21 protein-coding genes, 1 tRNA gene and 1 pseudogene are annotated in these 22,382 nt (G+C 39.5%); 12 read left to right on the top strand and 11 right to left on the bottom strand.

Annotated elements, in window-relative coordinates:
* Nucleotides 1-11 precede the first annotated feature (11 nt).
* From FJR37_RS10605 to fabI, 7 genes are all read right to left on the bottom strand, one after another.
* The gene (locus FJR37_RS10605; protein WP_168465996.1) at nt 12-890 is read right to left on the bottom strand and encodes an SPFH domain-containing protein; all 879 of its coding nucleotides are present in this window, start codon (nt 888-890) and stop codon (nt 12-14) included.
* Nucleotides 891-1,149: 259 nt separating this feature from the next.
* Nucleotides 1,150-2,586, bottom strand: coding sequence for a polysaccharide biosynthesis/export family protein (locus FJR37_RS10610; protein WP_168465997.1), 1,437 nt, complete (start codon nt 2,584-2,586; stop codon nt 1,150-1,152).
* The gene (locus FJR37_RS10615; RefSeq protein WP_168465998.1) at nt 2,579-2,860 is read right to left on the bottom strand and encodes a hypothetical protein; all 282 of its coding nucleotides are present in this window, start codon (nt 2,858-2,860) and stop codon (nt 2,579-2,581) included. The genes FJR37_RS10610 and FJR37_RS10615 overlap by 8 nt, the downstream gene beginning before the upstream one ends.
* 119 nt (nt 2,861-2,979) lie before the next feature.
* Nucleotides 2,980-3,963 (bottom strand): ABC transporter ATP-binding protein, encoded by a 984-nt coding sequence (locus tag FJR37_RS10620; protein WP_168465999.1) that lies wholly within the window; start codon nt 3,961-3,963, stop codon nt 2,980-2,982.
* 65 nt (nt 3,964-4,028) lie between these two features.
* Nucleotides 4,029-4,634 carry an imidazoleglycerol-phosphate dehydratase HisB gene (hisB, locus tag FJR37_RS10625; protein ID WP_053538686.1) on the bottom strand — a complete coding sequence of 202 codons (606 nt, stop codon included), beginning with the start codon at nt 4,632-4,634 and terminating at the stop codon, nt 4,029-4,031.
* An 87-nt stretch (nt 4,635-4,721) separates the two neighbouring features.
* Complete coding sequence (locus tag FJR37_RS10630; RefSeq protein WP_217355236.1) at nt 4,722-4,916, bottom strand: hypothetical protein; 195 nt, start codon at nt 4,914-4,916, stop codon at nt 4,722-4,724.
* A 32-nt stretch (nt 4,917-4,948) separates the two neighbouring features.
* Complete coding sequence (gene fabI / locus FJR37_RS10635) at nt 4,949-5,725, bottom strand: enoyl-ACP reductase FabI (protein ID WP_053538688.1); 777 nt, start codon at nt 5,723-5,725, stop codon at nt 4,949-4,951.
* 377 nt (nt 5,726-6,102) lie between these two features.
* Between fabI and ntcA the strand changes: the two genes are divergently transcribed.
* The 3 genes from ntcA (at nt 6,103) to FJR37_RS10650 (ending at nt 8,929) form a co-directional block, all read left to right on the top strand.
* Nucleotides 6,103-6,774, top strand: coding sequence for a global nitrogen regulator NtcA (gene ntcA / locus FJR37_RS10640; RefSeq protein ID WP_027401174.1), 672 nt, complete (start codon nt 6,103-6,105; stop codon nt 6,772-6,774).
* Between the two features lie 213 nt (nt 6,775-6,987).
* On the top strand, nt 6,988-8,436 hold the full coding sequence (locus FJR37_RS10645) for a DUF3084 domain-containing protein (RefSeq protein ID WP_168466001.1): 1,449 nt from the start codon (nt 6,988-6,990) through the stop codon (nt 8,434-8,436).
* Between the two features lie 70 nt (nt 8,437-8,506).
* Entirely contained in the window at nt 8,507-8,929 is a 423-nt protein-coding gene (locus FJR37_RS10650) for a pre-16S rRNA-processing nuclease YqgF (RefSeq protein WP_039199674.1), read from the top strand.
* A 1-nt stretch (nt 8,930) separates the two neighbouring features.
* Here FJR37_RS10650 and FJR37_RS10655 read toward each other — a convergent pair whose 3' ends face one another.
* Nucleotides 8,931-9,194 (bottom strand): DUF3146 family protein, encoded by a 264-nt coding sequence (locus FJR37_RS10655; protein WP_027401177.1) that lies wholly within the window; start codon nt 9,192-9,194, stop codon nt 8,931-8,933.
* A 169-nt stretch (nt 9,195-9,363) separates the two neighbouring features.
* On the opposite strand from FJR37_RS10655, the gene FJR37_RS10660 reads away from it, so the two are divergent.
* The 6 genes from FJR37_RS10660 (at nt 9,364) to FJR37_RS10685 (ending at nt 12,704) form a co-directional block, all read left to right on the top strand.
* Nucleotides 9,364-9,540, top strand: coding sequence for a hypothetical protein (locus FJR37_RS10660; protein WP_168466002.1), 177 nt, complete (start codon nt 9,364-9,366; stop codon nt 9,538-9,540).
* 241 nt (nt 9,541-9,781) lie between these two features.
* Nucleotides 9,782-10,237: a ParA family protein gene (locus FJR37_RS10665; protein ID WP_254434559.1), complete on the top strand. Its 456-nt coding sequence runs from the start codon at nt 9,782-9,784 to the stop codon at nt 10,235-10,237.
* 16 nt (nt 10,238-10,253) lie between these two features.
* Nucleotides 10,254-10,751 carry a hypothetical protein gene (locus FJR37_RS10670; RefSeq protein WP_168466003.1) on the top strand — a complete coding sequence of 166 codons (498 nt, stop codon included), beginning with the start codon at nt 10,254-10,256 and terminating at the stop codon, nt 10,749-10,751.
* A 2-nt stretch (nt 10,752-10,753) separates the two neighbouring features.
* Nucleotides 10,754-11,221: a restriction endonuclease gene (locus tag FJR37_RS10675; protein WP_168466004.1), complete on the top strand. Its 468-nt coding sequence runs from the start codon at nt 10,754-10,756 to the stop codon at nt 11,219-11,221.
* A gap of 207 nt (nt 11,222-11,428) precedes the next feature.
* On the top strand, nt 11,429-12,340 hold the full coding sequence (locus FJR37_RS10680; protein ID WP_039199680.1) for a lipopolysaccharide assembly protein LapB: 912 nt from the start codon (nt 11,429-11,431) through the stop codon (nt 12,338-12,340).
* 130 nt (nt 12,341-12,470) lie between these two features.
* The gene (locus tag FJR37_RS10685; RefSeq protein WP_027401182.1) at nt 12,471-12,704 is read left to right on the top strand and encodes a hypothetical protein; all 234 of its coding nucleotides are present in this window, start codon (nt 12,471-12,473) and stop codon (nt 12,702-12,704) included.
* Between the two features lie 53 nt (nt 12,705-12,757).
* On the opposite strand, the gene rpoD is transcribed toward FJR37_RS10685, so the two are convergent.
* Both rpoD and gyrB read right to left on the bottom strand, forming a co-directional pair.
* On the bottom strand, nt 12,758-13,930 hold the full coding sequence (gene rpoD / locus FJR37_RS10690; RefSeq protein ID WP_027401183.1) for an RNA polymerase sigma factor RpoD: 1,173 nt from the start codon (nt 13,928-13,930) through the stop codon (nt 12,758-12,760).
* A 1,173-nt stretch (nt 13,931-15,103) separates the two neighbouring features.
* A complete protein-coding gene (gene gyrB, locus FJR37_RS10695; protein WP_039199681.1) occupies nt 15,104-18,346 on the bottom strand; it encodes a DNA topoisomerase (ATP-hydrolyzing) subunit B in 3,243 nt (1,080 codons plus the stop codon).
* Nucleotides 18,347-18,507: 161 nt separating this feature from the next.
* Between gyrB and miaA the strand changes: the two genes are divergently transcribed.
* The gene (gene miaA, locus FJR37_RS10700) at nt 18,508-19,398 is read left to right on the top strand and encodes a tRNA (adenosine(37)-N6)-dimethylallyltransferase MiaA (RefSeq protein WP_168466005.1); all 891 of its coding nucleotides are present in this window, start codon (nt 18,508-18,510) and stop codon (nt 19,396-19,398) included.
* Nucleotides 19,399-19,893: 495 nt separating this feature from the next.
* The gene (locus FJR37_RS10705) at nt 19,894-20,916 is read left to right on the top strand and encodes a tRNA-dihydrouridine synthase family protein (RefSeq protein WP_039199683.1); all 1,023 of its coding nucleotides are present in this window, start codon (nt 19,894-19,896) and stop codon (nt 20,914-20,916) included.
* A gap of 236 nt (nt 20,917-21,152) precedes the next feature.
* Here FJR37_RS10705 and FJR37_RS10710 read toward each other — a convergent pair.
* Nucleotides 21,153-21,226: transfer RNA gene (locus FJR37_RS10710), tRNA-Arg, on the bottom strand.
* 295 nt (nt 21,227-21,521) lie between these two features.
* Between FJR37_RS10710 and FJR37_RS10715 the strand changes: the two are divergent.
* Nucleotides 21,522-22,379, top strand: a pseudogene (locus tag FJR37_RS10715) (hypothetical protein).
* Nucleotides 22,380-22,382: the final 3 nt, after the last annotated feature.

The following is a 22,382-nucleotide window of genomic DNA, read 5'->3' on the forward strand; positions in this document are numbered from 1 at the left end:
GGTGTCAAGCTCTAATTAGATCCATTCCCATTACCTTTACCATTGCCATTACCCTTTCCATTAGTGGGATTTTTACCATGATTTTCTTGTACTGAATCAGAAATCAATTCCTGAAACATTTCTGTTGAGTTAGCAGGATCTACAAATACAATTTTGGCATTATTGCTTTCACCCAGTTTTTGACTAGCATCTACATAATCTTGGGCAACAAGATACCTTAAAATATCTTTACTTTCGGGGTGAGAACGCAAGGCTTCAGAAATTATTTCTATTGATGTTCTAGTTCCTTCCGCTCGTTTAACTGCTGCTTGTCGTTCTCCTTCTGCTGCTTCTATTGCTGCCTTTTTTTTAATTTGTGCTGTTTGTTGTTCTTGCATTGACTTGCGTACAGCTTCTGGTGGGGTGATACTTTGAATATCTAAACGGATAATTTCAATTCCCCATGCGGATGTAATTGGATTTAATACACCTAATATGCTTCCGTCCATCTCGTCTCTGGACATATTAGTATCCTCTAAGGAATTTTGAGCAATATTTTCCCGAAGGGTGGTTGTGGCTAAGTTAGCTAAAGCTGTTTCTAAGTCATCAATAGCATAAAAGCTTTTTTCAATGTCTTTGATCCGCCAGTAAAGAATTGCATCAACTTCTAAGTAAACTCCGTCTTTAGTAATTACATTTTGCGGTTTTATATCTAATAACTGCTCTCTGGTTGTATCCTCCATCACAATTTGATCGAGAATGGGAACTATGAAACTTAGTCCAGGATTTAGTTTGCGATGATACCGCCCCAAGCGTTCAACTAAGGCGACATTTCCTTGATTTACCATCTTTGCAGATGCTAAGGCATAACCTACTAGAGCTAAAAATATGATAAAAATTATTGGGTCCATTCAGTTATTCTCCTCTTTCGGCTTTGGGCAGAATTGATTGTTAGGGTTATGGCTGGCATTAACTGTAAATTAAAATGGGTTAATTGCGTAATTTCCCGATTGTTAACTATAAAAATGATAAACCTGCGATCGCATTATAGGCGATCGCTACACCTCTAATCATGAGTTGCCGAAAAAAATAACCTAAGATGTATAATAATTATGTTTTGGGTCTAGATTTTTTGAGTGGAAACCTAGAAAACCAACCTTTCGACTTAAACTAAAATCCAGTAGTAAATAGTCTGATAATCCCCAAGATAGTACCTAAAGGACCGGCTACAGTATTAACTCTATCACCAGTTTTAGCTAACCCGTTGCGATCAACTACGACAACATCATTGTTGCGAAGGATCGGATTGGTTTCCTCATTAATTCCCTTAGATAAATCCACTTTAATTGGACGTTTAGTAACTGTACCATTGGTATTGAGGCGAATTAATTCTACAGTTCCTTTACTGGCTCTACTATCATTAAAACCACCAGCGGCTAATAATGCCTGATTTAAAGAGCTATTTGGTTGTAATCTTACCGCCCCTGCTCTTTTGACTTCACCCACTACACCCACTTCAATAGTATTTGGGGACAAAGTTGTTGTTGCTAATTGGGTAGATTCGGCGGCACTAATATCCGTAGCTGTAGGAATGATGATAGTATCGCCATCTTGCACCACTATGTCTTGATTGATATCACCGCTTTGTAGTAATTCCCATAGGTTAATATCTATAGTTTGTTCCGTACCAGTTCGGGTAGGACGGCGTAATTTAATCTTCCGAACATCCGCAATGGACGTAATTCCCCCTGCTAGTTGTAAACTCCGCATGACAGTGGGTAAACCACCCCCAGCACCACCACCCTCTGCCCCACCGGCATTTCCAGCAGTAACAAGATAAGAACCAGGACGGTAAACTTGACCAATTACCACCACTGTGCGGGGTGAACTTTGACTAGCGGCAAAGTTAGCTGCAAATAAATTCCGGGCTTCAGCCACATTCAAACTGGCAGCAGTGGGGACAATTATGGTGTCTCCATCTCGTAAGGTAATCTCCTGAGATATTCTACCTGTTTGCGTCAATTCCTTTAAATTTAGGGAAACTGTCTGCTCTCCAGAACGTCCTACCTTGCGGCGTAATTGTACTTGAGTTACATCTGCTGCTAGTGTCACACCTTGAGCGCTGGTCAGGGCAGCTAATACTGTTGGATATTGGACACCGGGGTTATTTCCTGCTCCCCCTTCTAAGCTGAGGGTATAAGCACCCGGTCTTGTTACTTCCCCAGCAACAAACACATTAATGGGACGGGGTGATAATAAGTTGACGGAAATGAGCGGACGTTTGAGGAAGCGAGCATATCTTCTGGCGATTGTATCAGCAGCTTGTTCTGTGGTTAAGCCCGAAACGGGGATACTGCCAATTAAAGGCATATTAATTGAACCACCAGGAGGAACTTGATATTCACCCGTATATTCTGGTACTTCAAATACATTGACACGGATGCGATCGCCGCCGCCTAATAAATAATCTGTAGCGATACTGGGTGTTGATTTTACTGGCTGTTTTTGCGCTAAACTCACCGATGGCAAAGCGATATTCACTGTTGTTAACAATGCTAAACCCATAGTTGAGTGGGTGAGAAATTTACACAAATCTTTATTAAGCATATTTACCTGAGAATTGAAAATGACGATATTTAGAGTTATTCGGAAACATTTTAACATCGAGTATACTGAAGAATCCTAGTGACTCAACAATTTTATTTTCTAATAAATCTTTAGTTTTCCGGACATAAATAATTTGTTGCGTAAGGAATTTGATTTTAAATCTTCTCTGAATGTTAGGAAATATTTTCAGTGCTTTTTGCAAGTTACGGTTCCTCGCTGATAACAATTTTCGTCCTATGTCAACAACTAATTCATCCGCTGATGGTACAGTCATAACACTAAATTTATCAGGAATTATTAACACATAAGTAACTGACTTTTAGAATCATCAAATAATTCGCAAAAATTACTACTTATGGGTGATTTATCTCTCTTATTTTCTACCTGTTTGTACTAATTAAGCGGATGATTTCGGATTTGAATTTGATGGATAAAAAACTCTTCTAGAGATTGACGTGACAGATTCATAGTGATAACTTTTCCCCCCATTAACCTCAAACTAGACAGAAAATCATAATAATCTTCTTGGAGTATACCCTGCCAAGAACCATCAGACCGAAATTCTAAATTACCTATCCATTTTCTCAAGATTTCCCCGTCTCCGCCTTGACCTTTAACATGATAGGTGTTTTGATTACCTAAAAGTTCATTGAGAGAACCGCAACAGATTAATTCTCCTTGATCAAGAATAGCCACGCGATCGCAAATTTGTTCCACTTCACTCAATACATGACTATTAAAAAATATGGTTTTACCAGATGCTTTCAAAGCAAGAATAATTTCTCGCATTTGGTAACGTCCCAGAGGATCAAGTCCAGACATAGGTTCATCCAAAAAAACTAGATCTGGATCATTTATTAATGCCTGAGCCATACCCACGCGCTGAAGCATTCCCTTAGAATAGCGCCGCATTTGCTTTTTACGAGCATCGGCTTGGGATAACCCCACTAATTCCAACAATTGGGGAATGCGTTGACGTTGTAACTTTTGGGGAATTTGAAATAAACCCGCTGTTAATTGCAAAAATTCCCAACCGCTCAGATATTCGTATAAATAGGAATTTTCTGGGAGGTAGCCAATATGCTGCTTGACAGAGCGATCGCCTATGGGTTTACCTAACAATAATCCCCTTCCAGATGTAGGGCGGATAATTCCCAACAATAATTTTAACAACGTGGTTTTACCCGCACCATTAGGACCCAACAAACCAAAGGTTTCTCCTGGGTACACTTGTAAAGAACAGTTTTTGAGCGATACAACCTTTTGATTGAGCCAAAACCCCGTGCGATAGACTTTTCGCAATTCAGAAGTCAGGACTACGGGTTGTTTATCTAAGGGATTTTGCTGAGAATCGGGGTTGTCTACAACAGAATTCATGGCGATGAAACTACCAACTACTGACTATTTAGAGCTAACTACAGATTAACCGATGCTGAGGATTTTTATAACACACCTTTAGAACTAGGAATTGTTTCTGTCCGCCGAGGATCAATTTCCACTGCTATTCGCATGGCTCTAGCAAAAGCCTTAAATGTGGCTTCAATAATATGATGGGAATTAATTCCATCCAATTGGCGAATATGTAACGTCATTTGGCTATGATTCACCAAGGCTACGAAAAACTCCCGCACTAACTGAGTATCATAAGTCCCCACCCGTTGAGTAGGAATTTCTAAACCATAACTGAGATGAGGTCTACCAGAAAAGTCTAAAGCAACTTGTACCAAAGCTTCATCTAAGGGCGCAAGAAAATTCCCAAACCGGACAATTCCCTTTTTATTACCCAAAGCTTGGAATAAAGCTTGTCCCAAGGTAATCCCCACATCTTCGTTAGTGTGGTGATCATCAATTTCCAAATCACCTTTAGCTTGAATGTCCAAATCAAAAAGCCCATGAGAGGCGATTTGATGGAGCATATGATCTAAAAAGGGAATACCTGTAGAAACTTTACATATCCCTGTACCATCTAGATTGATAGTAACGTGAACATCTGTTTCACCAGTAGTGCGGTGAACTGAAGCTATCCGATGAGTTTGTTTGTTAGTCATTTGTCAGTTGTCAGTTGTTAGTTGTCAGTTGTCAGGAGTCAGGAGTCAGGAGTCAGTTGTCAGTTGTCAGTTGTCAGTTGTCAGGAGTCAGTTGTCATTGGAAAAATTCTTTCTCCCCACATCCCCCACATCCCCCACATCCCCCACATCCCCCACATCCCCCACATCCCCCACCTCCCCTACCTCTCCTACCTCTCCTACCTCTCCTACCTCCCCCACATCCCCCACATCCCCCACATCCCCCACATCCCCCACCTCCCCCACCTCCCCTACCTCCCCCACCTCCCCTACCTCCCCCACCTCCCCCACATCCCCTACATCCCCATAATTTCATATCCCGCATCTACATACAGGATTTGTCCAGTAATACCGCTTGCTAAATCACTGCATAAGAAAGCTGCTGTATTTCCTACCTCTAGTTGAGTGACGGTGCGACGGAGTGGTGCTACTTTTTCGACGTGATGAATCATATCCAAAATGCCACCAACGGCTGAAGACGCTAAGGTGCGAATAGGTCCAGCAGAAATACCATTGACGCGAATATTATCGGGTCCGAGTTCCGCTGCCAAGTAGCGAACACTGGCTTCTAAACCAGCTTTAGCCACACCCATGACATTATAGTTAGGAATTGCTCGAACTGCTCCCAAATATGTAAGAGTAATAATACTTCCGCCTTCAGTCATTAAAGGTTTAGCTGCACCGCTTAACTGTACCAGTGAATAGGTGCTAACTTCCAGAGCCGTATTGAAACCAGAACGAGAAGTTTGACTAAAACCTCCGGTCAAATCTTCTTTTTTTGCAAAGGCTAAACAATGCACTAGAATATCTATTTTCCCCCATTCTTGCCGGATGGTTTCAAAAGTAGATTGAATTTGCTCGTCATTTTCAACATTGCAGGGCAGAAATAGGCTAGGACTGAGCGTTTCTACCAATTCAGAAACTTTTTTTTCCATTTTACCCTTGTCATCTGGCAAGTAGGTAATGCCCAAATTAGCCCCGGCTTTGTGTAGTTGTTGGGCAATTCCCCAAGCGATAGAACGGTTATTGGCAATACCTGTAACTAGGGCATTTTTTCCAGATAGATTGAGCATAGAAATTGCTAATTTAATTCATCATTAGGAGCATACTAGAATCTGAGCCTAGTTTGACTGCATTGGGCTAGGGATTTTCCAAAATGCTCCATAAGCAAGCAGTAAGCCCCAAAAAATCATGCCCATATTTACAAAAATTCTCAAGAAATTGACAATTTTTAGAGGCAAAACTTTTGGAGTATAATTGGTGAAACTACTTATCAATAATTACTAGCTAAACGGAACAACAATTATGTATCATTATAAACGGAAGGCCAGGAATTCCGCGTTTGGGTATAGGAAAAAACAGCAAGGTTAATGGTGATTTATTGATTTTTCGGGTGTATTCTTAGGTAATTAGTTTTTGTTTTTCTGGCATTGGGTAGGGGAAGGGAGAAATGATAGTGACACAAGATAAAGCCCTAGCAAATGTTTTTCGTCAAATGGCGACCGGGGCTTTTCCTCCGGTGGTGGAAACATTTGAACGGAACAAGACGATCTTTTTTCCGGGAGATCCTGCTGAACGAGTTTATTTTCTTCTCAAGGGTGCTGTGAAACTCTCAAGGGTGTACGAGGCAGGAGAAGAAATAACGGTGGCTCTGCTGCGAGAAAATAGCGTCTTTGGTGTGCTGTCGTTGCTGACAGGCAATAAGTCTGATCGATTTTATCATGCAGTGGCATTTACTACTGTAGAATTACTTTCAGCCCCAATTGAACAAGTTGAACAGGCACTGAAGGAAAACCCAGAGTTATCAATGTTAATGCTGCGAGGTCTTTCTTCGCGGATTTTGCAGACGGAGATGATGATTGAAACTCTTGCTCACCGCGATATGGGTTCAAGGTTAATTAGTTTCTTGTTGATTCTTTGTCGAGATTTTGGCGTTCCTTGCGCTGATGGTATTACCATTGATCTGAAGTTATCCCATCAGGCGATCGCTGAGGCAATTGGCTCTACTCGCGTTACAGTCACTAGACTGCTGGGAGATCTACGCGAGAAGAAAATGATTTCCATTCATAAAAAGAAGATTACTGTGCATAAACCTGTTGCTTTAAGTAAGCAATTTACTTAAAAGTTATGGGTAAATGGAGTTGGCACGGCTTCTATTTTTGAGGTAATGCGGTCTTAGGGTATCCCTAAGTAGCGTCACTACCATAGAGATTAAACCGTTAATTTGGAGGAAAGTCTCAAAATTGTATAATTCCTACTTTGGCCTAACTCCATTTACTCACAGACAATGGTTGAACGTAGTAGGCTGTATCGGTCAGCATTGCGGTAGTTAAAAATGGCCACCGGGTACATCCTTATTGCAGCAATTCTTATTTTGGGAGGCGTAATTGCTACCGTTGGCGATCGCATCGGCACACGAGTTGGCAAAGCTCGTCTCTCACTTTTCAATTTACGTCCGAAAAAAACTGCTGTAATTGTGACTATTTTTACAGGCGGTCTAATTTCTGCATCAACTTTAGCAATTCTCTTTGCGGCTGATGGCGGATTGCGAAAGGGCGTATTTGAATTAGAGGATATTCAAAGAGATTTGGGGAACAAGCGGGAACAACTAAAAATCGCAGAAGCGCAAAAAAGTCAGGTTGAGAGTGAGTTAAATAAAGCCAAACAAGAACAAAGTCAGGCACAAGAAGAATTACAGAAAATTAATAAGTCATTACAGGCAGCAAATACTAAACAAAAGACCACACAAGCTCAACTCAATCGCACTCTTAATCAGCAAGCTAAAACCCAAACCCGACTGAATGCAACTCAAAGCCATCTTGGTGGAATTGTTATTAGGTATCAACAGGCAAGAAGTGAATTACAAACTCTTTATAATCAGCGACAAACATTACAAACGGCAGTAGAAGAGTTAAAGGCGGAACGAAAAAGATTATACGCTGAAGCCAAACAGGCAATTGATGAAGCGAAGACGGTGATTGAAAAACGCGATCGCAAAATTGTTAAATTAGATAAACTTATTCAAAATCGTAACCTCGAAATTAAACAGCGGGAAGAAGTTATTATGACTAGAGAATCTCGCTTAAAAGAATTAGAGAAACAACAACAATTTTTAGAGCAGGAAGTAGCCAGACTAGAAAAATATTATCAGTCCTATCGTGACCTCCGCTTGGGTAAACTAGCCTTAGTAAAGGGTCAAGTAATAGCGGCAGGATTAATTATTGTAGACAAGCCTGATGCAGCACAGCAGGCAATTATCCAAATTCTTCAGGAAGCTAACCGCAATGCCAATATTCAATTAACTGAACCTGGTGCTATTCCGGCTAATAAAGAAATACTCCGTGTCACTAAAGATCAGGTTAAAGCACTAGTTGCACAAATTAAAGATGGTCGAGAATATGTAGTCCGAATTTTCTCCGCAGGTAACTATGTCAGAGGTGAAAAGCAAATAGAATTTTTTGCAGATGCAGCGAGAAATCAACTCGTATTTTCATCAGGGGAAGTGTTGGCTACTACTACAGCGGATTTAAAAAATATGACATCTGAACAAATGCGTCAACGCTTAGATTTACTGATTTCCGCTTCCCAGTTTCGCGCCCGCAATGCGGGAATTGTCGAAAGTGTCCAAATAGAAGGAACTTTTCTGCGCTTTGTTACCCAATTACAGCAAACGGAACAGGAAGTAGAAATCAAAGCTGTAGCCGCAGAAAATACTTATACTGTAGGTCCGCTAAGAGTCAAGTTAGTAGCCCTCTTGAATGGACAAATTCTTTTTAGTACGTGAAGAATTTAATTAAAGATTGAAAATTACTACAATCAATATTGGGCGCAGGCCCTGCGCCCCTACGTAACTAATGACTAATACACAACCTGTAATTTTAGGATTTGATCCCGGTCGTGATAAATGCGGGATTGCGGTGATGGGATTGGATAGACAACTATTTTATCATCAAGTTGTTTTGGCAAATGAGGCGATCGCTAATATTGAAACACAACTGCAAAAATTCCCTGTATCCTTAATGGTGATGGGAGATCAAACAACGGCTAAAAAGTGGAAACAGCAACTTAATCAGGAATTAAGCAAACCCACCAATATCATTTTAGTTGATGAACGTTATTCCACTTTACAAGCACGCGATCGCTATTGGCAGATGTATCCACCCCAAGGCATCACAAAACTATTACCCCAAGGTTTGCGTCAACCCCCCCGGCCAATAGATGACATTGTGGCCATTCTCCTGATTGAACGATATCTTAACCGACTAACTGACAACTAATTTACAATTCAGCCCGAATTGTAAAAGCATAATCCCCTCCAGGTTCTAACTGATAGTCCTGTTGTTCTAAAAACCGCCCTAGAGGTTCTTTGATTAAAGCACGACCCTGGGAAGGCTTCACAGAAAGTTCTCCCCGGCGGAAATGCCACTGGAAATGCCACTGAAAATTACCGGCGCTAACTTCACCTTCAAGAAAGCCTTGTTGCCAAGATTGGCGGGTAACTCTCACATGAGCAGTAGTTTCTGGCAGACGTTTAGCACTCACGCTTATTTGATGTCAAGTATGGGATAAAAGCCAATTATTTATGTAGGCTACTTATTCTATGTACCAAAAATAGCTTAATTCTACAAACTAATTAAAACAAGATAAGTTAATAAAGTCCAGTTTCGTAACTGCTCTTTTGTTGTCAATTTACAATAAACGCAAGATAATAATGCAATTATTACATAAAACTATTTGTGAAGAGTGTGCTTTTTATATCAAATTACAATGCACTCACCCTGATGAGTTGGCAGTTAATTGTGCTATTGTCACTTTCTGTAATTCATTCACTCCAGCGGTAGAAATTGATAGTCCTTGCGTGTCTTTTGGTAATGATGATATGTTATGATGCTGTAAATTCTATTTAAGATTTGAGAGAGGCTGTTTACATTGATTATTCTATGTACTCATAATGATGGTGGCGTAGGCAAAACTACCCTTGCCGTCCATATTGCTGGTGTTCTTCTTAATAGACAAGATATAGTACACTTCTAGTTGATTGTGATGATCAGGCAGATTTTTGGCAGTTTTATATTGACCGCAATCCGCAAAAATCAAAAGATTGGGAAAGATATTATAATAGTACAGTAATGTATAATGAAAGGCGTGAAGCAATCCCAAAAGAGCTACCAAAAGGGCAATATGACCATATTGTTTTAGATATTAACAGTCCTTTAAAAAATACTGTACAAACAATAGTAGGTAATGACCCAGATTTGATTTTAGTACCAGTTAATAAGTCTCAGAAAATCAAAGCATTGCGTAATCTTCCCCGAACTTTAAAAGTTATTGCTCAACTAGAAACAAAAGCCGGATATACTCCACAGGTAATAATTGTCCCTTTAGGAATATCACAATCATCCATATATGATATAGTTGACAGATTGGAAGATGATTTGAAACCTCGAAAATACAAAGTTGCGGATGAAATGTATGATTGTCAAGAAGAGATGCAATCTGCCATCTATAAAGATAGAAAATATATTTGGAATTATGAAGGTTTAGAACATTTATACGATTACTTTGTTGATTTATTAGATGGATAATGTTAGGAGATGAATTATGTCTACAGAAGATAAACTAACTACTCAAAGTAAAGATTTTTTGGCCGATAATGCCATCCAAAATGGCATAAAAAAAGTAGAAGAAGAAAAACAAGAAATTCAAAACTTAGATATAGAATTAAGATATACCAACTCTGAGTTAGAAAAGATACAAAAGCTAACTGCAATTCTAAGATTAGCAAAAGAACTATTTCTAGAATCAGTAATTAATTATGTATATTTTCTTTTCTCTGAGCATAAAGAAAGTATCCAAAAAATAATTGATGAAGAATCAGAAAATTATCAAGCCGAGTTAAAACAAATTACTCCCATAGAAAATATGTCTAGAAAAGACCGTGATAGATTTTCAGGGAAAATTAGGCTATCACCTGAAACATCAGACAAAATAGAACAGTTAGATATGAAAGATAGAATAAATGAATGTTTGTTTGTTGGTATAAATTTACTTTATAAACAATTAGTTGGAGAATTTAAAACTGTTAATCAAGAGAAATAAAAATGGATTTCTTAGAAATTGATGCGTTAGTAAGCGGCATTATTTATTCTAGCGAAACAGCAAAACAAGATTTAGGTAGACGTTTTGCTGCTTATCTGGGATTAACACCAGGAAAATCTGGAAGTGATGGAGGAATAGATGGTTATGCCGAACTAAATAATGATATGATTTATTTTCAATCTAAATTATCCCAAAATATCTTAGATGCCTCTTATTCAGCAGAATTGATTGGTAATATGATAATCCATGAAGCTAATATTGGCATAATGTTAGCTGGTGTTGGTTATACAGACGGATTTCGTTCTCGTTTAAATAAAGCTATTCAAAGTAAGCAGATTAATACACAGCTAAAGATTCATTTATTAAGCCTTGAGGATGTATTTGGAGAAACGGAGATATTTATAAAGGCTACTCAAGATTTACCTTTATTGAGGAATTTGAGTAATGGTGCATGGGCTAAATACAAGTAGTATTATTTGGCGTTGCTGAATTGAGGTATGAAATTCCCAAATTGAACCTTTAAAACTCTTACCTTTGCGTCTTTGCGCCTTTGCGTGAGACTAAAATTCATACCCTTAATCAGCAACGCCTATTATTTTAATATGTTTATCTAGATGTAGATATCAATATCTTCCTTTGCATCTTTAATCCTTTGTGCCTTTGCGCGAAATAAATCCATGCAATTATCACTCATTAAATATCCCATCTTGGGAATAATCAATTTGTTATTATTAAGTATTAATATTCAACCAGTATTTTCCAATTCTCCCCCTACTCTAATACTGGCACAAGCCACAAATAGTAAAGCGGCTACAGATTCTTTAAATCAAGGGTTACAAGCGATTCAATTGGGAAAAATAGAAGCAGCAATTACCGCTTTTCGTCAAGCTATTAAACTAGATCCTAAATTAGCAGCAGCGCATTATAACTTGGGTTTAGCACTGCGACAATCGGGAAAATTACAACCTGCGGCAGATGCTTTTTATCAAGCTACCCAAGCTGATTCCCAATTTGCTTTAGCTTTTGCCAATTTAGGTGGGGTGCTATTAGAAGGAAATAATTTAAAATTGGCGCAAGATTATTTAAATCAGGCTTTGAAGTTAAATCCAAGTCTGGGTTTTGCCCATTATAACATGGGGTTGCTGAAGGAACAGGAGAAAAATTGGTCAAGTGCGATCGCTTCTTTTAAAAAAGCTAGAAACTATAGTCAAAATGCTCCCGAACCAGCATATCATTTAGGTATCTGTTATTTGCAACAAGGGAAAACTGAACAAGCAAAAGCAGCTTTTAATCAAGCAATTCAAATAAATCCCAAATATGCAGAAGCACACTATAATCTTGGCTCAATTTTGTTTAATCAAGGTCAATTAAATGAAGCTTTAGCAGCTTTCAGAAAATCAGCCGCAGCTAATTCTACTTATGCTAACGCTTATTATGGTGCAGGATTAGTTTTTATGCAGTTGAAACAATACAAGGAAGCTGTACAAGTCTTCCAATATGCTCAAGATTTATATAATATTCAAGGTAATTTACAGTGGGTGAAAAATTCCCAGGAGTTATTACAACAATTGAAAAACTTAAATAAGTAGGTAGGGACGTTATCGGGAACGTCTCTACTCTTTCATCAGCTACTAATCCAATATTTTCTCAGCTTTTGGACAGATGAATAAATCTAGAGAAATAAGTAGAAGTTAATTAAATAAGTAACGGAGTAGAGACATGACTAAAACTAAAACTCAAGAACCTATTAGCAATTTAGAGTATGATTTTATCAGCGTCCTGCATACTAAAGCCGTAGCAGTTCAAGCTTATGAAAATTATATCAAAGATGCCAAAGAAGCTAATTCTCAACCCTGTGTAGAACTTTTCCAAAAATTACGGCAATCGGAAATTGAACAGGCGCACGAAATTCGTCATCATCTCCAAGAAGTGATGCAGAAAGGCAAGATGTAATTAATGCTGGGGGCAGGTTTAAGAGATTAATGACTTAAACCCACCCCTAACAATTAACGAATATACTCTTTCAATACACTATTCCGATTGGGATGGCGTAATTTACGGAGTGCTTTAGCTTCGATTTGGCGAATGCGTTCGCGGGTAACGTTGAAAATCTGACCGATTTCTTCCAGAGTTTTCATGCGCCCATCATCTAAACCATAGCGAAGTCGGAGAACGTCCCTTTCCCGAGGACTGAGACTATCAAGGACTTTTTCTAGGTCTTCCCGCAGCAAGTTCTTAGAAACTTGATCTTCTGGAGTTTCACCATCAGATTCAATGAAATCACCTAAACGAGAATCTTCTTCTTTACCAATAGGTGTTTCTAAAGAAATTGGTAACTGGGCAGATTTGGCAATAAACCGCAGTTTCTCGATGGTCATTTCCATACGAGTTGCAATTTCTTCTTCTGTGGGTTTGCGTCCCATTTCTTGAGATAGGAGTTTGGTAGTTTTCTTAATCCGAGAAATGGTTTCGTAGAGATGAACCGGTAAACGGATAGTGCGGGACTGATCAGCGATCGCTCTTGTAATTGCTTGACGTATCCACCATGTAGCGTAGGTAGAAAACTTATAGCCTTTTTCGTGATCAAACTTTTCAGCCGCACGAATCAAACCCAAACTACCTTCTTGAATCAAGTCTTGGAAGGACAAGCCCCGATTCATGTATTTTTTGGCAATGGAAACTACAAGTCTCAAGTTCGACTGTACCATCTTGTCTTTCGCTCTCCGTCCCACGTGCAGACGGTAACGAAAGGTTGGTAATGGTAATGATACTTCTGCTGCCCATTCGCTGTCTCTAGGATCGCGTTCTAGGCGTTCACAAAGCCTTTCCCGCGCCCGTTCTAATTCCAGTAACTCAGCGATTTTCCGCGCTAGTTCAATTTCTTCGTCTGCGCGTAACAAACGAATCCGTCCAATTTCTTGCAGGTACAGACGAATTGAATCTTCTGTATAGTGCTTTTTCTTGGCGATTGGTGTCCGACGACGCGATTTAGCGGCTTTTCCAGACTTTGCGTCGTCCTCATCAGACTGAGGCTCTAAAAAATCATCAATTTCGCCGTCATCAGTCAGCAATAAGTCCTCTTCTTCTATTAAGAGTGCTTGTAATTCGATCTCAGGCGGATTTATCATTTCTAGGTCAGGCTGATAAATATTATCGAGTACGTTGTTAGCCTGGTTCATGCCGCGTTCCTCATGCTCCTTGCAGAATCAGTTACTGAAGACATTGCGATTACTTTTAGTGTGGAGTAATCTGTGAACCGAAAATCGGGTTTTGGCTGGTTAACCTCAGATATTTTCGGTGATTTTTTTCCTGTTTGATGCAGGATTGTTTAGTAAAAGTGGCAAATATCACTTTGAAAGCGAATTGCCTGCTTTTTTTAATTGTCATACCCGATCATCCTACATATCACTTTTGATTAACCGAATCTATAAACCTAGATTCATCTTTTTCAAAAAGTTTCCCGGTGCGGATACAGTGTATGACATTTAGCAGATTTAACTGTAAATACTGTTCCAATTGTAGCCTGTTTCACAAAAATTACACTCTTTTCGTGCATTATTTATGAACTTATTTACTAAGATTAAGCCACCTTTATCAAAAAGACATTAAAAATGGTGGTAATACCATTAAATCTTGTCGAAAACTTTTGGGTTGGTCAGTGGCATTCTTATTAAATTAAAAGGTAGGCACACTTGCTGCTTTATAAAACTTATACAAATTGTTCCTAAATGAACAAATAGTATTTATGTTCTGCTTGAACTTAGTCCGAAGGCGGATATTTGTTTACAGATATTAGTTCTGGTTGAACTAATTGTACATATTCACTATTAGCTAGTGATTGGTGTTTGTTTCCAGGCACTAACTCTTGTATATGCTATACCAAGAACTTGAACTAAGGAGTTAAAGTTCTTGCACATTTTTAGCGAGGTAAGAGATGAATTAAGATTTCTCTCGATTTAGCCTTATTCACACATTAGCGCAGAGTTGAGATTTCTACCCTGTGCAACTTGACAAACTGTTCTTATGGTATACAACGATATTTTAATCAGGTGATAAATAATATTGCTGCTAAAGTTGCCCAAAGATATATTTGGGTAAATTAACGTATGTCAATTGTAGTTATGAATACTTCGGATTTTAAGAAGGTGGCTGTCATCTGGTTATGAAAAGTTTTGTGTATACTTACTAAGCTTTGCTTTGTAGATAATATCTAGTTGCGCTTTATAAGCATAGCAAATGCTTTCCCCCTTTGTGGAGAAAATTTATGATTTTTAGTGAAAAATTTATCGAGAAAGGGAACGGGGGAGGTAGATCCGTGATTACCAATCACCCATTACCCATTACTCATTACCTTAGATATCTAAATCTGTCATATTCAGTTTAGAACCATAGGTTTCAATGAATTCCCGGCGGGGTGCAACGCGATCGCCCATAAGAATGGTAAAAATCCGATCAGCTTCGGCTGCGTCTTCAATTTCCACTCGTTTGAGGGTACGGGTTTCTGGATTCATGGTGGTTGTCCAGAGTTGTTCTGGCATCATTTCTCCCAGACCTTTAAAACGTTGAATGGTATAGTTAGCATTGCTGGGAAGAGTACCTAGATGTTGTTGCAATTCCCGTTCGCTATAACAATACTGGTAATTTTTACCCCGTTCGACTTTGTACAAGGGAGGACAAGCGATATAGATGAAACCTTGTTCAATCAATGCCCGTTGATAACGATAGAAGAAAGTTAACAACAGCGTGCGGATGTGCGCCCCATCTACGTCAGCATCAGTCATTAATACTACGTGATGATATCGTAACTGCGAGGCGTTGAATTCTTCACCTTTGACACCTAAACCCAGTGCGGTAATTAAGGCTTGAATTTCGTTATTTTTATAGATTTTGGCATCGTCGGTTTTTTCAATGTTGAGGATTTTACCACGCAGGGGCAGAATTGCCTGGGTACGGCGATCGCGTCCCTGCTTGGCACTATTGTGAACAAATACACCACTGGCTAAAGCGAAGTTATGTGTTTGCGGAACTTCGATATCGTAAACATCTACCTGTTCTGCTAAACGTTCAATACTGACAATGCGGTGATTGTAATTAGCAACAGCTTCATAGGCTAACGCTGGATTACCATCGAAGTAGCGTTGACAAAAATTATCAAACCGTAATAAAGACTTGTCTTTTGTTTGTTGACGGTACGTATTATAAGCTTCTAAATCAAGCTTACCTTGCTCAACTTCAATCTGCTTGAGGACAGTAATAGTTTTGCGATAGTAGGTTTGCTGCAAAGTAGCATGACGTTGGGCGCGAAATTCAGGTGTCCATTGCTGCTGTGTTTTTTCTCGCCGCCATGCCAATAAAGCTTCATTTTCCCATTGTTCCTTAGCCAAAAGTGATTGAGTTTCACGGGCTTGGGGATTATTAGCAAAATAGGCGCTAACTCTTTGGGATTGGGCTAACCGATTAGCTTCATCACTCCAATAGTCTTGCTGTGCTTGATTGAGGCGTTTATGGTTTTCCTGACGATAAGTTTGGTTATTGTCATAAAACTCTCTCCATTTGCCCAGCATATAACTTTGATAGGCTTCATCTTGCCATTGTTCCTTAGCTTGTGCTGACAAAATTTGCTGCGTTTCCGGCTGCTGCATTCTTTGACTCATCTTGGCACGAAATTCTTTACCTTGACGAGTTTTCCGGCTCTTGTCAATTACATCTTGACGATGTAATGTTTTTTCAATATGAGCGCGATGCAAAGCTAAGTGTGACTCAACGGATAACCGCTGTAAATTCGTAGGGTTATTGTTACGCTTGTTAAAATCAAGATGATGGCAGTGTTCTCCATCTGTTAGCTGATAAACACCTAAATAACGGTTATACCAATCCGCTAAGGTATGGGTAAACAACCAAGAATCAGAACGGGGATTCCAAACCATTTCATAACCATCAATGGTAATCCCTGGATTGCTGATATCAGATATTTGCCGATATAGAGGCATGAGGGAATCATCAGGGGTTAATAATGCGGCTTGCTTGTAACTGCCATCGCGTAACATGAAGCGATGATCTGGTGTGCAAACAATTGTTTCGCCATTATCCAATGTCACCTTAATGACTTCAGCATTGGCTTTAGTCATGCGGGGGTTAATAATCCGTTCTACCCCAATAGTGCCATCATTACGAATGGTGTAGCAAAAATGCTCTTTGCCGATTGCTTGTTCGGCGACGATTTCTTTAAAACTGAGCGATCGCCCATCAACTAATGCTACTAATGTATCACCATGAAAACAGCCTCCCGCTGAATCGCCTTCCACGATGTATATTTCAGACTCAGCCGGATCACGAGAACTACAATCTGCTAACTTACCAGGTAGAGGAGAGGATTCTAATACTGATTTCCGACGGACTAATTCCCGCGCATGACGGGCAGCTTCAGCAGCTTTAAACGCTTGGATAGCTTTATCTAAAATAGCATCAGCGATCGCCGGATGAAAGTCTAGATATTCAGTGAGAACTTCCCCCACAAAAGAATCAACGATACCGCGAACTTCTGTATTTCCCAATTTAGTTTTAGTTTGTCCCTCAAATTCAGGATCAGGGACTTTAACAGAAATTACAGCAGTTAGACCTTCACGGACGTGTTCACCACTGAGGTTAGATTCATTCTCTTTAATTTTATTCCGTTTGCGAGCGGTTGCATTTAATGTCCGAGTTAAAACGGCTTTTAAACCTTCTAGGTGTGTACCACCATCAATAGTCCGAATATTATTAGCAAAGCCGAGGACATTATCTGTATAAGCATCAGTACACCACTGCAAAGAAACTTCTACCTGGACGTTATTACGTTCCCCTTGGACATAGATAATTTCTTCATGGAGAGGTTGCTTCTCACGGTTCATGTAGGCGATATATTCTTTAATACCACCCTTGTACTCATAAGTTTCTATTCTCGGTGTATCGCTTTTAATGATTTCTAAACGATGATCGGTAAAAGTAATTCTGACACCTGCATTTAAGTACGCTAACTCGCGCAATCTTCCTGATAAAGTAATGTAATCGAATTCTATGCTGGTGGTAAAAATTTGTGTATCTGGCTTGAAGGTAATAGAAGTACCAGTTCTATCTTCTTTGTAAGGCGTTGCTACCAATTCCGTAACAGGGAAACTCCGTTCATATCGTTGGGTATGTACCTTGTGATCTCGCCAAACCGTAACTTCTACAAACTCAGAGAGGGCGTTAACAACAGAAATTCCCACTCCGTGTAAACCACCAGAAACTTTATAGCCACCACCACCAAACTTACCACCAGCATGGAGAACAGTTAACACAGTTTCTAAAGCTGATTTTCCGGTTTTTGGGTGAATATCTACGGGAATACCCCGACCATCATCTGTTACTGTAACAGAACCATCAGCATTGATATCCACTTCAACATGGGTACAGTGACCCGCCAAAGCTTCATCAACAGAGTTGTCCACTACCTCGTAAACTAAATGGTGGAGTCCTCGCGGACCTGTAGTACCAATGTACATCCCTGGTCGTTTGCGGACGGCTTCCAGACCTTCCAGAACTTGAATCTGATCGGCACTGTAACTGCTCGTCATGAAAATTCTCCTGATGCTTGGGGTTAATATCGCCAAAAGGCTAAAAAAGTCAAATCACCCCAACATTATAACACAAAAGCCTTCCTGCCGTCTGTAGCGCAATTTTGTGAGAAGTTTATTAGGGGTTGTAACCCTAACGGGAATTCAAGAGACAATGACCAATGACTAAATTAATTGTAATTTGTGGAGCGACAGCGACGGGTAAATCTGGTTTGGCTTTGAGTTTAGCACAAAGGTTAAATTCTGTAATTCTTAGTGCTGATTCTCGTCAAGTATATCGTGAGTTTGATATTGGTACGGCTAAATCAAATATGGTTGAACAAAAATCAGTTCCCCATTATTTAATAGATATCTGTGAACCAACTGAAATAATGACATTAGCAAATTATCAGGAACAAGCACAAGCTTTAATTGCTAGATTGGGGGGTGAAACACTGTTGTTAGTGGGTGGAACTGGTTTATATATTCGTTCCATTGTGCAAGGAATGAAGATTCCCAGGGTTTCACCACAACCAGAATTGCGATCGCAATTAGAATCTTTAGGACAAGTTCAACTTTACCAGATATTACAACAAGTTGATGCGATCGCTGCCCGAAAAATTCATGCTCACGATTTGGTGCGAACTTTAAGAGCTTTGGAAGTTTATTATACAACTGGTATACCCATTTCTGAACAGCAAGGAGAAAACCCACCAGATTATCCAATTTTGCAAATTTGTTTAGATTCTGATGCAGAACATTTAGACGTGAGAATTCGCAAGCGAACTGAGCAAATGATAGCAGATGGTTTAGTTGGTGAAGTTGAATATCTTTGTCAAAAATATGGTACTGATTTATCTTTATTAAATACTTTGGGATATCAAGAAATCAAGCAATATTTAGCCGGTGAACTTTCTTTAGAAGAAGCAAAAGAATTAATTGTTTTACATACCAGACAATTCGCTAAACGTCAACGGACTTGGTTTAGACAATCTCCTAATCTTGAATATGTTAATATGGATAATTATGATTTATTAGAAAGTGTTTGGCAACGAATTAATCAATTTGTCTGATAGCTAACGGGATGACAAAAAGAGTTAAGAGGGTATTTGAAAAGTTATGGTTGATGTATCAAATATTTTTTACCCCTCCCTAACCCTCCCCTTGTAAAGGGGAGGGAACTGGATTTTTATTGTTTCCCCCTTTACAAGGGGAAAGGGGGGTAGCAATGTGATAAGCTGTTGTGCATTTAGTTTGTATAATTCTAGCGGGCAAGATGCCCGCACTACAAAGTTCAAGTAAATTATGGTTATCAAATTTAGCTGCGTAACAGCTTAAAAATTACGGAATACCACTTTTAAAACATCCTCTAAGATAAGTAGGTGAACACAATAAAACCAAACTGTGTAAAGAAACGTAAAATCGCTGAAAACTTCCTTACTTTTGCCTCTTGCCTTGCTATAACGACAATTTTCAACGCCAATCTACTTATACCACAGTCAAAACTTTACTCCGTAAGGATTTTGTTATAATTAATTCTCAATTACCGTTGAACGCTTTGCAACTCTATGTCCCACGTATTGCTCCCCCAATCGCTTCAGCAAGACTTACCACTTACTGCGCTTGCACCTATGCAAGATGTAACCAATCTCTGGTTTATGAAAGTCATTGCCCACTACGGTAGCCCTGACTACTTCTTTACTGAGTATTTTCGTGTCAATGATACCTCACGACTCAATCGGAAAATCCTGGCAGCAATTACCGAAAACGATACAGGTCGCCCGGTTTTTGCCCAAATGATTGGCGAAAGTATCCCCGATTTAGCCAGAACCGCAAAGGAACTCTGCGACTATAATATCGCTGGAGTAGACTTAAATATGGGCTGTCCTGCGCCGAGAATCTATCGCAAAAATGTTGGAGGTGGATTACTCCGAGAACCGGAAAAAGTCGAGCGGATTTTGGGAGAACTGCGTTCTGTGGTTAATGATAGACCTTTAACGGTGAAGATGCGCGTAGGTTTTGAAAATACAGATAACTTTTATAAAATCCTAGATATAATTGCTGATAACAATATTGATTTATTGAGTTTGCATGGTCGCACGGTGAAAGATATGTATCACGGGGAAGTTAAATATGATTTGATTGCGGAAGCGGTGAGACGGGTTAACTGTCCAGTGCTGGCTAATGGTAATATCAAATCGGCGACAACTGCCTTAGAAGTGCTTTCGCAAACAGGTGCAGCGGGGGTGATGGTGGGACGTTGGGCGATTGGAAATCCTTGGCTGTTTAATCAAATTCGTCAGGCTTTACGGGGAGAACAGATCACACTAGTGCCGTTAGCAGAGGTACGCAATTACATTGATCGCTTATGGCAAAACCCTACAGCTTCCACTATGCCAGAACGTGCGCGGATAGGCTACCTGAAAATGTTTCTTAACTACATTGCTTTGAATGTTGATACTGACGGTCATTTCCTGCGGCTGATGCGACACACCTCTACAGAGATAGAATTATTTAAACTCTGCGATCGCTTTCTCCTGACAGATTTAACGAAAACTTTAGCCCTAACACCCTCAACTATTCTTGTTTAAATCTAGTACAACACAGCGTATATAAACCAACAATTCTTTATTCGGCATTAGTGAATTTATCAAGCTTTGCTAACACGCAGAAGCGCAAAGTCGCAGAGAGTAAGAGATTGAGAAATAGAATTTTTGATTTTCATGCCTCAATATGGCTTCGCCACGCAGGCTATCAGCAACGCCCTCTATTCAAAGCCAGACAGCAACCTAGTTCCTGACTCCTGAATTCTGCTGTATTTAATGAATGGGTACGACAGGACTCGAACCTGTGACCGTCCGCTTAGAAGGCGGATGCTCTATCCAACTGAGCTACGTACCCATGAAACCTTCACTATTATATCTAAAATTGTCTAAATAGGCAAGAGGAAATTTTTAATTTCCTAGTTTTAGTAATAAACTGCAAGTGATATTGATCTGCCATCTGCTATACTCAAAACGGCTAGAATCTGGACTTTTTTGTCATACAAAGAACAAGGTTCAAAACCTCTCCCCGTTGCGGGGAGAGGTTTACCAGAGGGGTTTCATATTTGGTTAAACTATGAACCAATTGCAGTATATATTTTATTCAATGTGCAAAAAATATTACATTCAGAGCATTTACTTAGTTAGTCTCTATGAGTAAATCTTACAATAATTCATCTCCCGTTAAGTCCCTATCAACTACTCAAAATCTTATTTTAGCTGGTGTTAGCTGGGCTTTCTTAGCATTGTTATACTTTTTGTTGTTTAGTACCAAAATCCCCGACCCAGTGCAAAGAGGAATAGAAGTCCACGCTCAGTGGTATGTAATTGGCACAAATATTTTTAAAGCTGTGGCTTATTTGGTCGCAAGTCTCTTATGCTGGAGGAACTAGCGGAGTACCCAAATGGTTAGTAGTGGAAAAGTCTGGCTGTCAATCGGGTTAGGAATGTTTGCCTATTTTATAGGTGGACTCGTTTTCGGCTATACAGAAATCGTCCTAAAACAAGATCCAGATGTATCTATTGCTGATATATTTTTTGTCCTCACATATTTATGTTTAGGGAATGGTATGGCTTTAGCCTTGGTTTCTTGCCGAATTAACCTGGAAGCACGGCAGTGGCTAATTGTGGCGGCAGTTGAAGCATTAGGCAGTTTTCTAGCTTGGTTGATTTCTCAAAAGGAAAAAGCATCAACTGAACAAATTGCCTTTTTGCTGAATTTGTTTTACATAGTTAGCGATGTGGCGTTACTAATGATTGCCACAACTATGCTACTGGCTTTTTGGGTAGGTAAAGTCTCCTTATCTTGGCGAATGATTGCCGCAGCCGCATTTTCGCTCTACATTGCAGATATGTGGTTTAAATTCGCTCAAAGACCGGATTATCAAAGTGGAGACATACTAGAAGTATTCTGGGTGTTTAGTGGAGTGTTATTCGGTCTGGGTGCTGTCCTAGAATACGACGCATCATTGAGTCTTAAACGCCGAGACCGTGGACGCAAACGAACTTAACAA

Source organism: Aphanizomenon sp. UHCC 0183 (assembly GCF_009712065.1).
GTDB classification, from domain to species: Bacteria; Cyanobacteriota; Cyanobacteriia; order Cyanobacteriales; family Nostocaceae; genus Dolichospermum; species Dolichospermum heterosporum.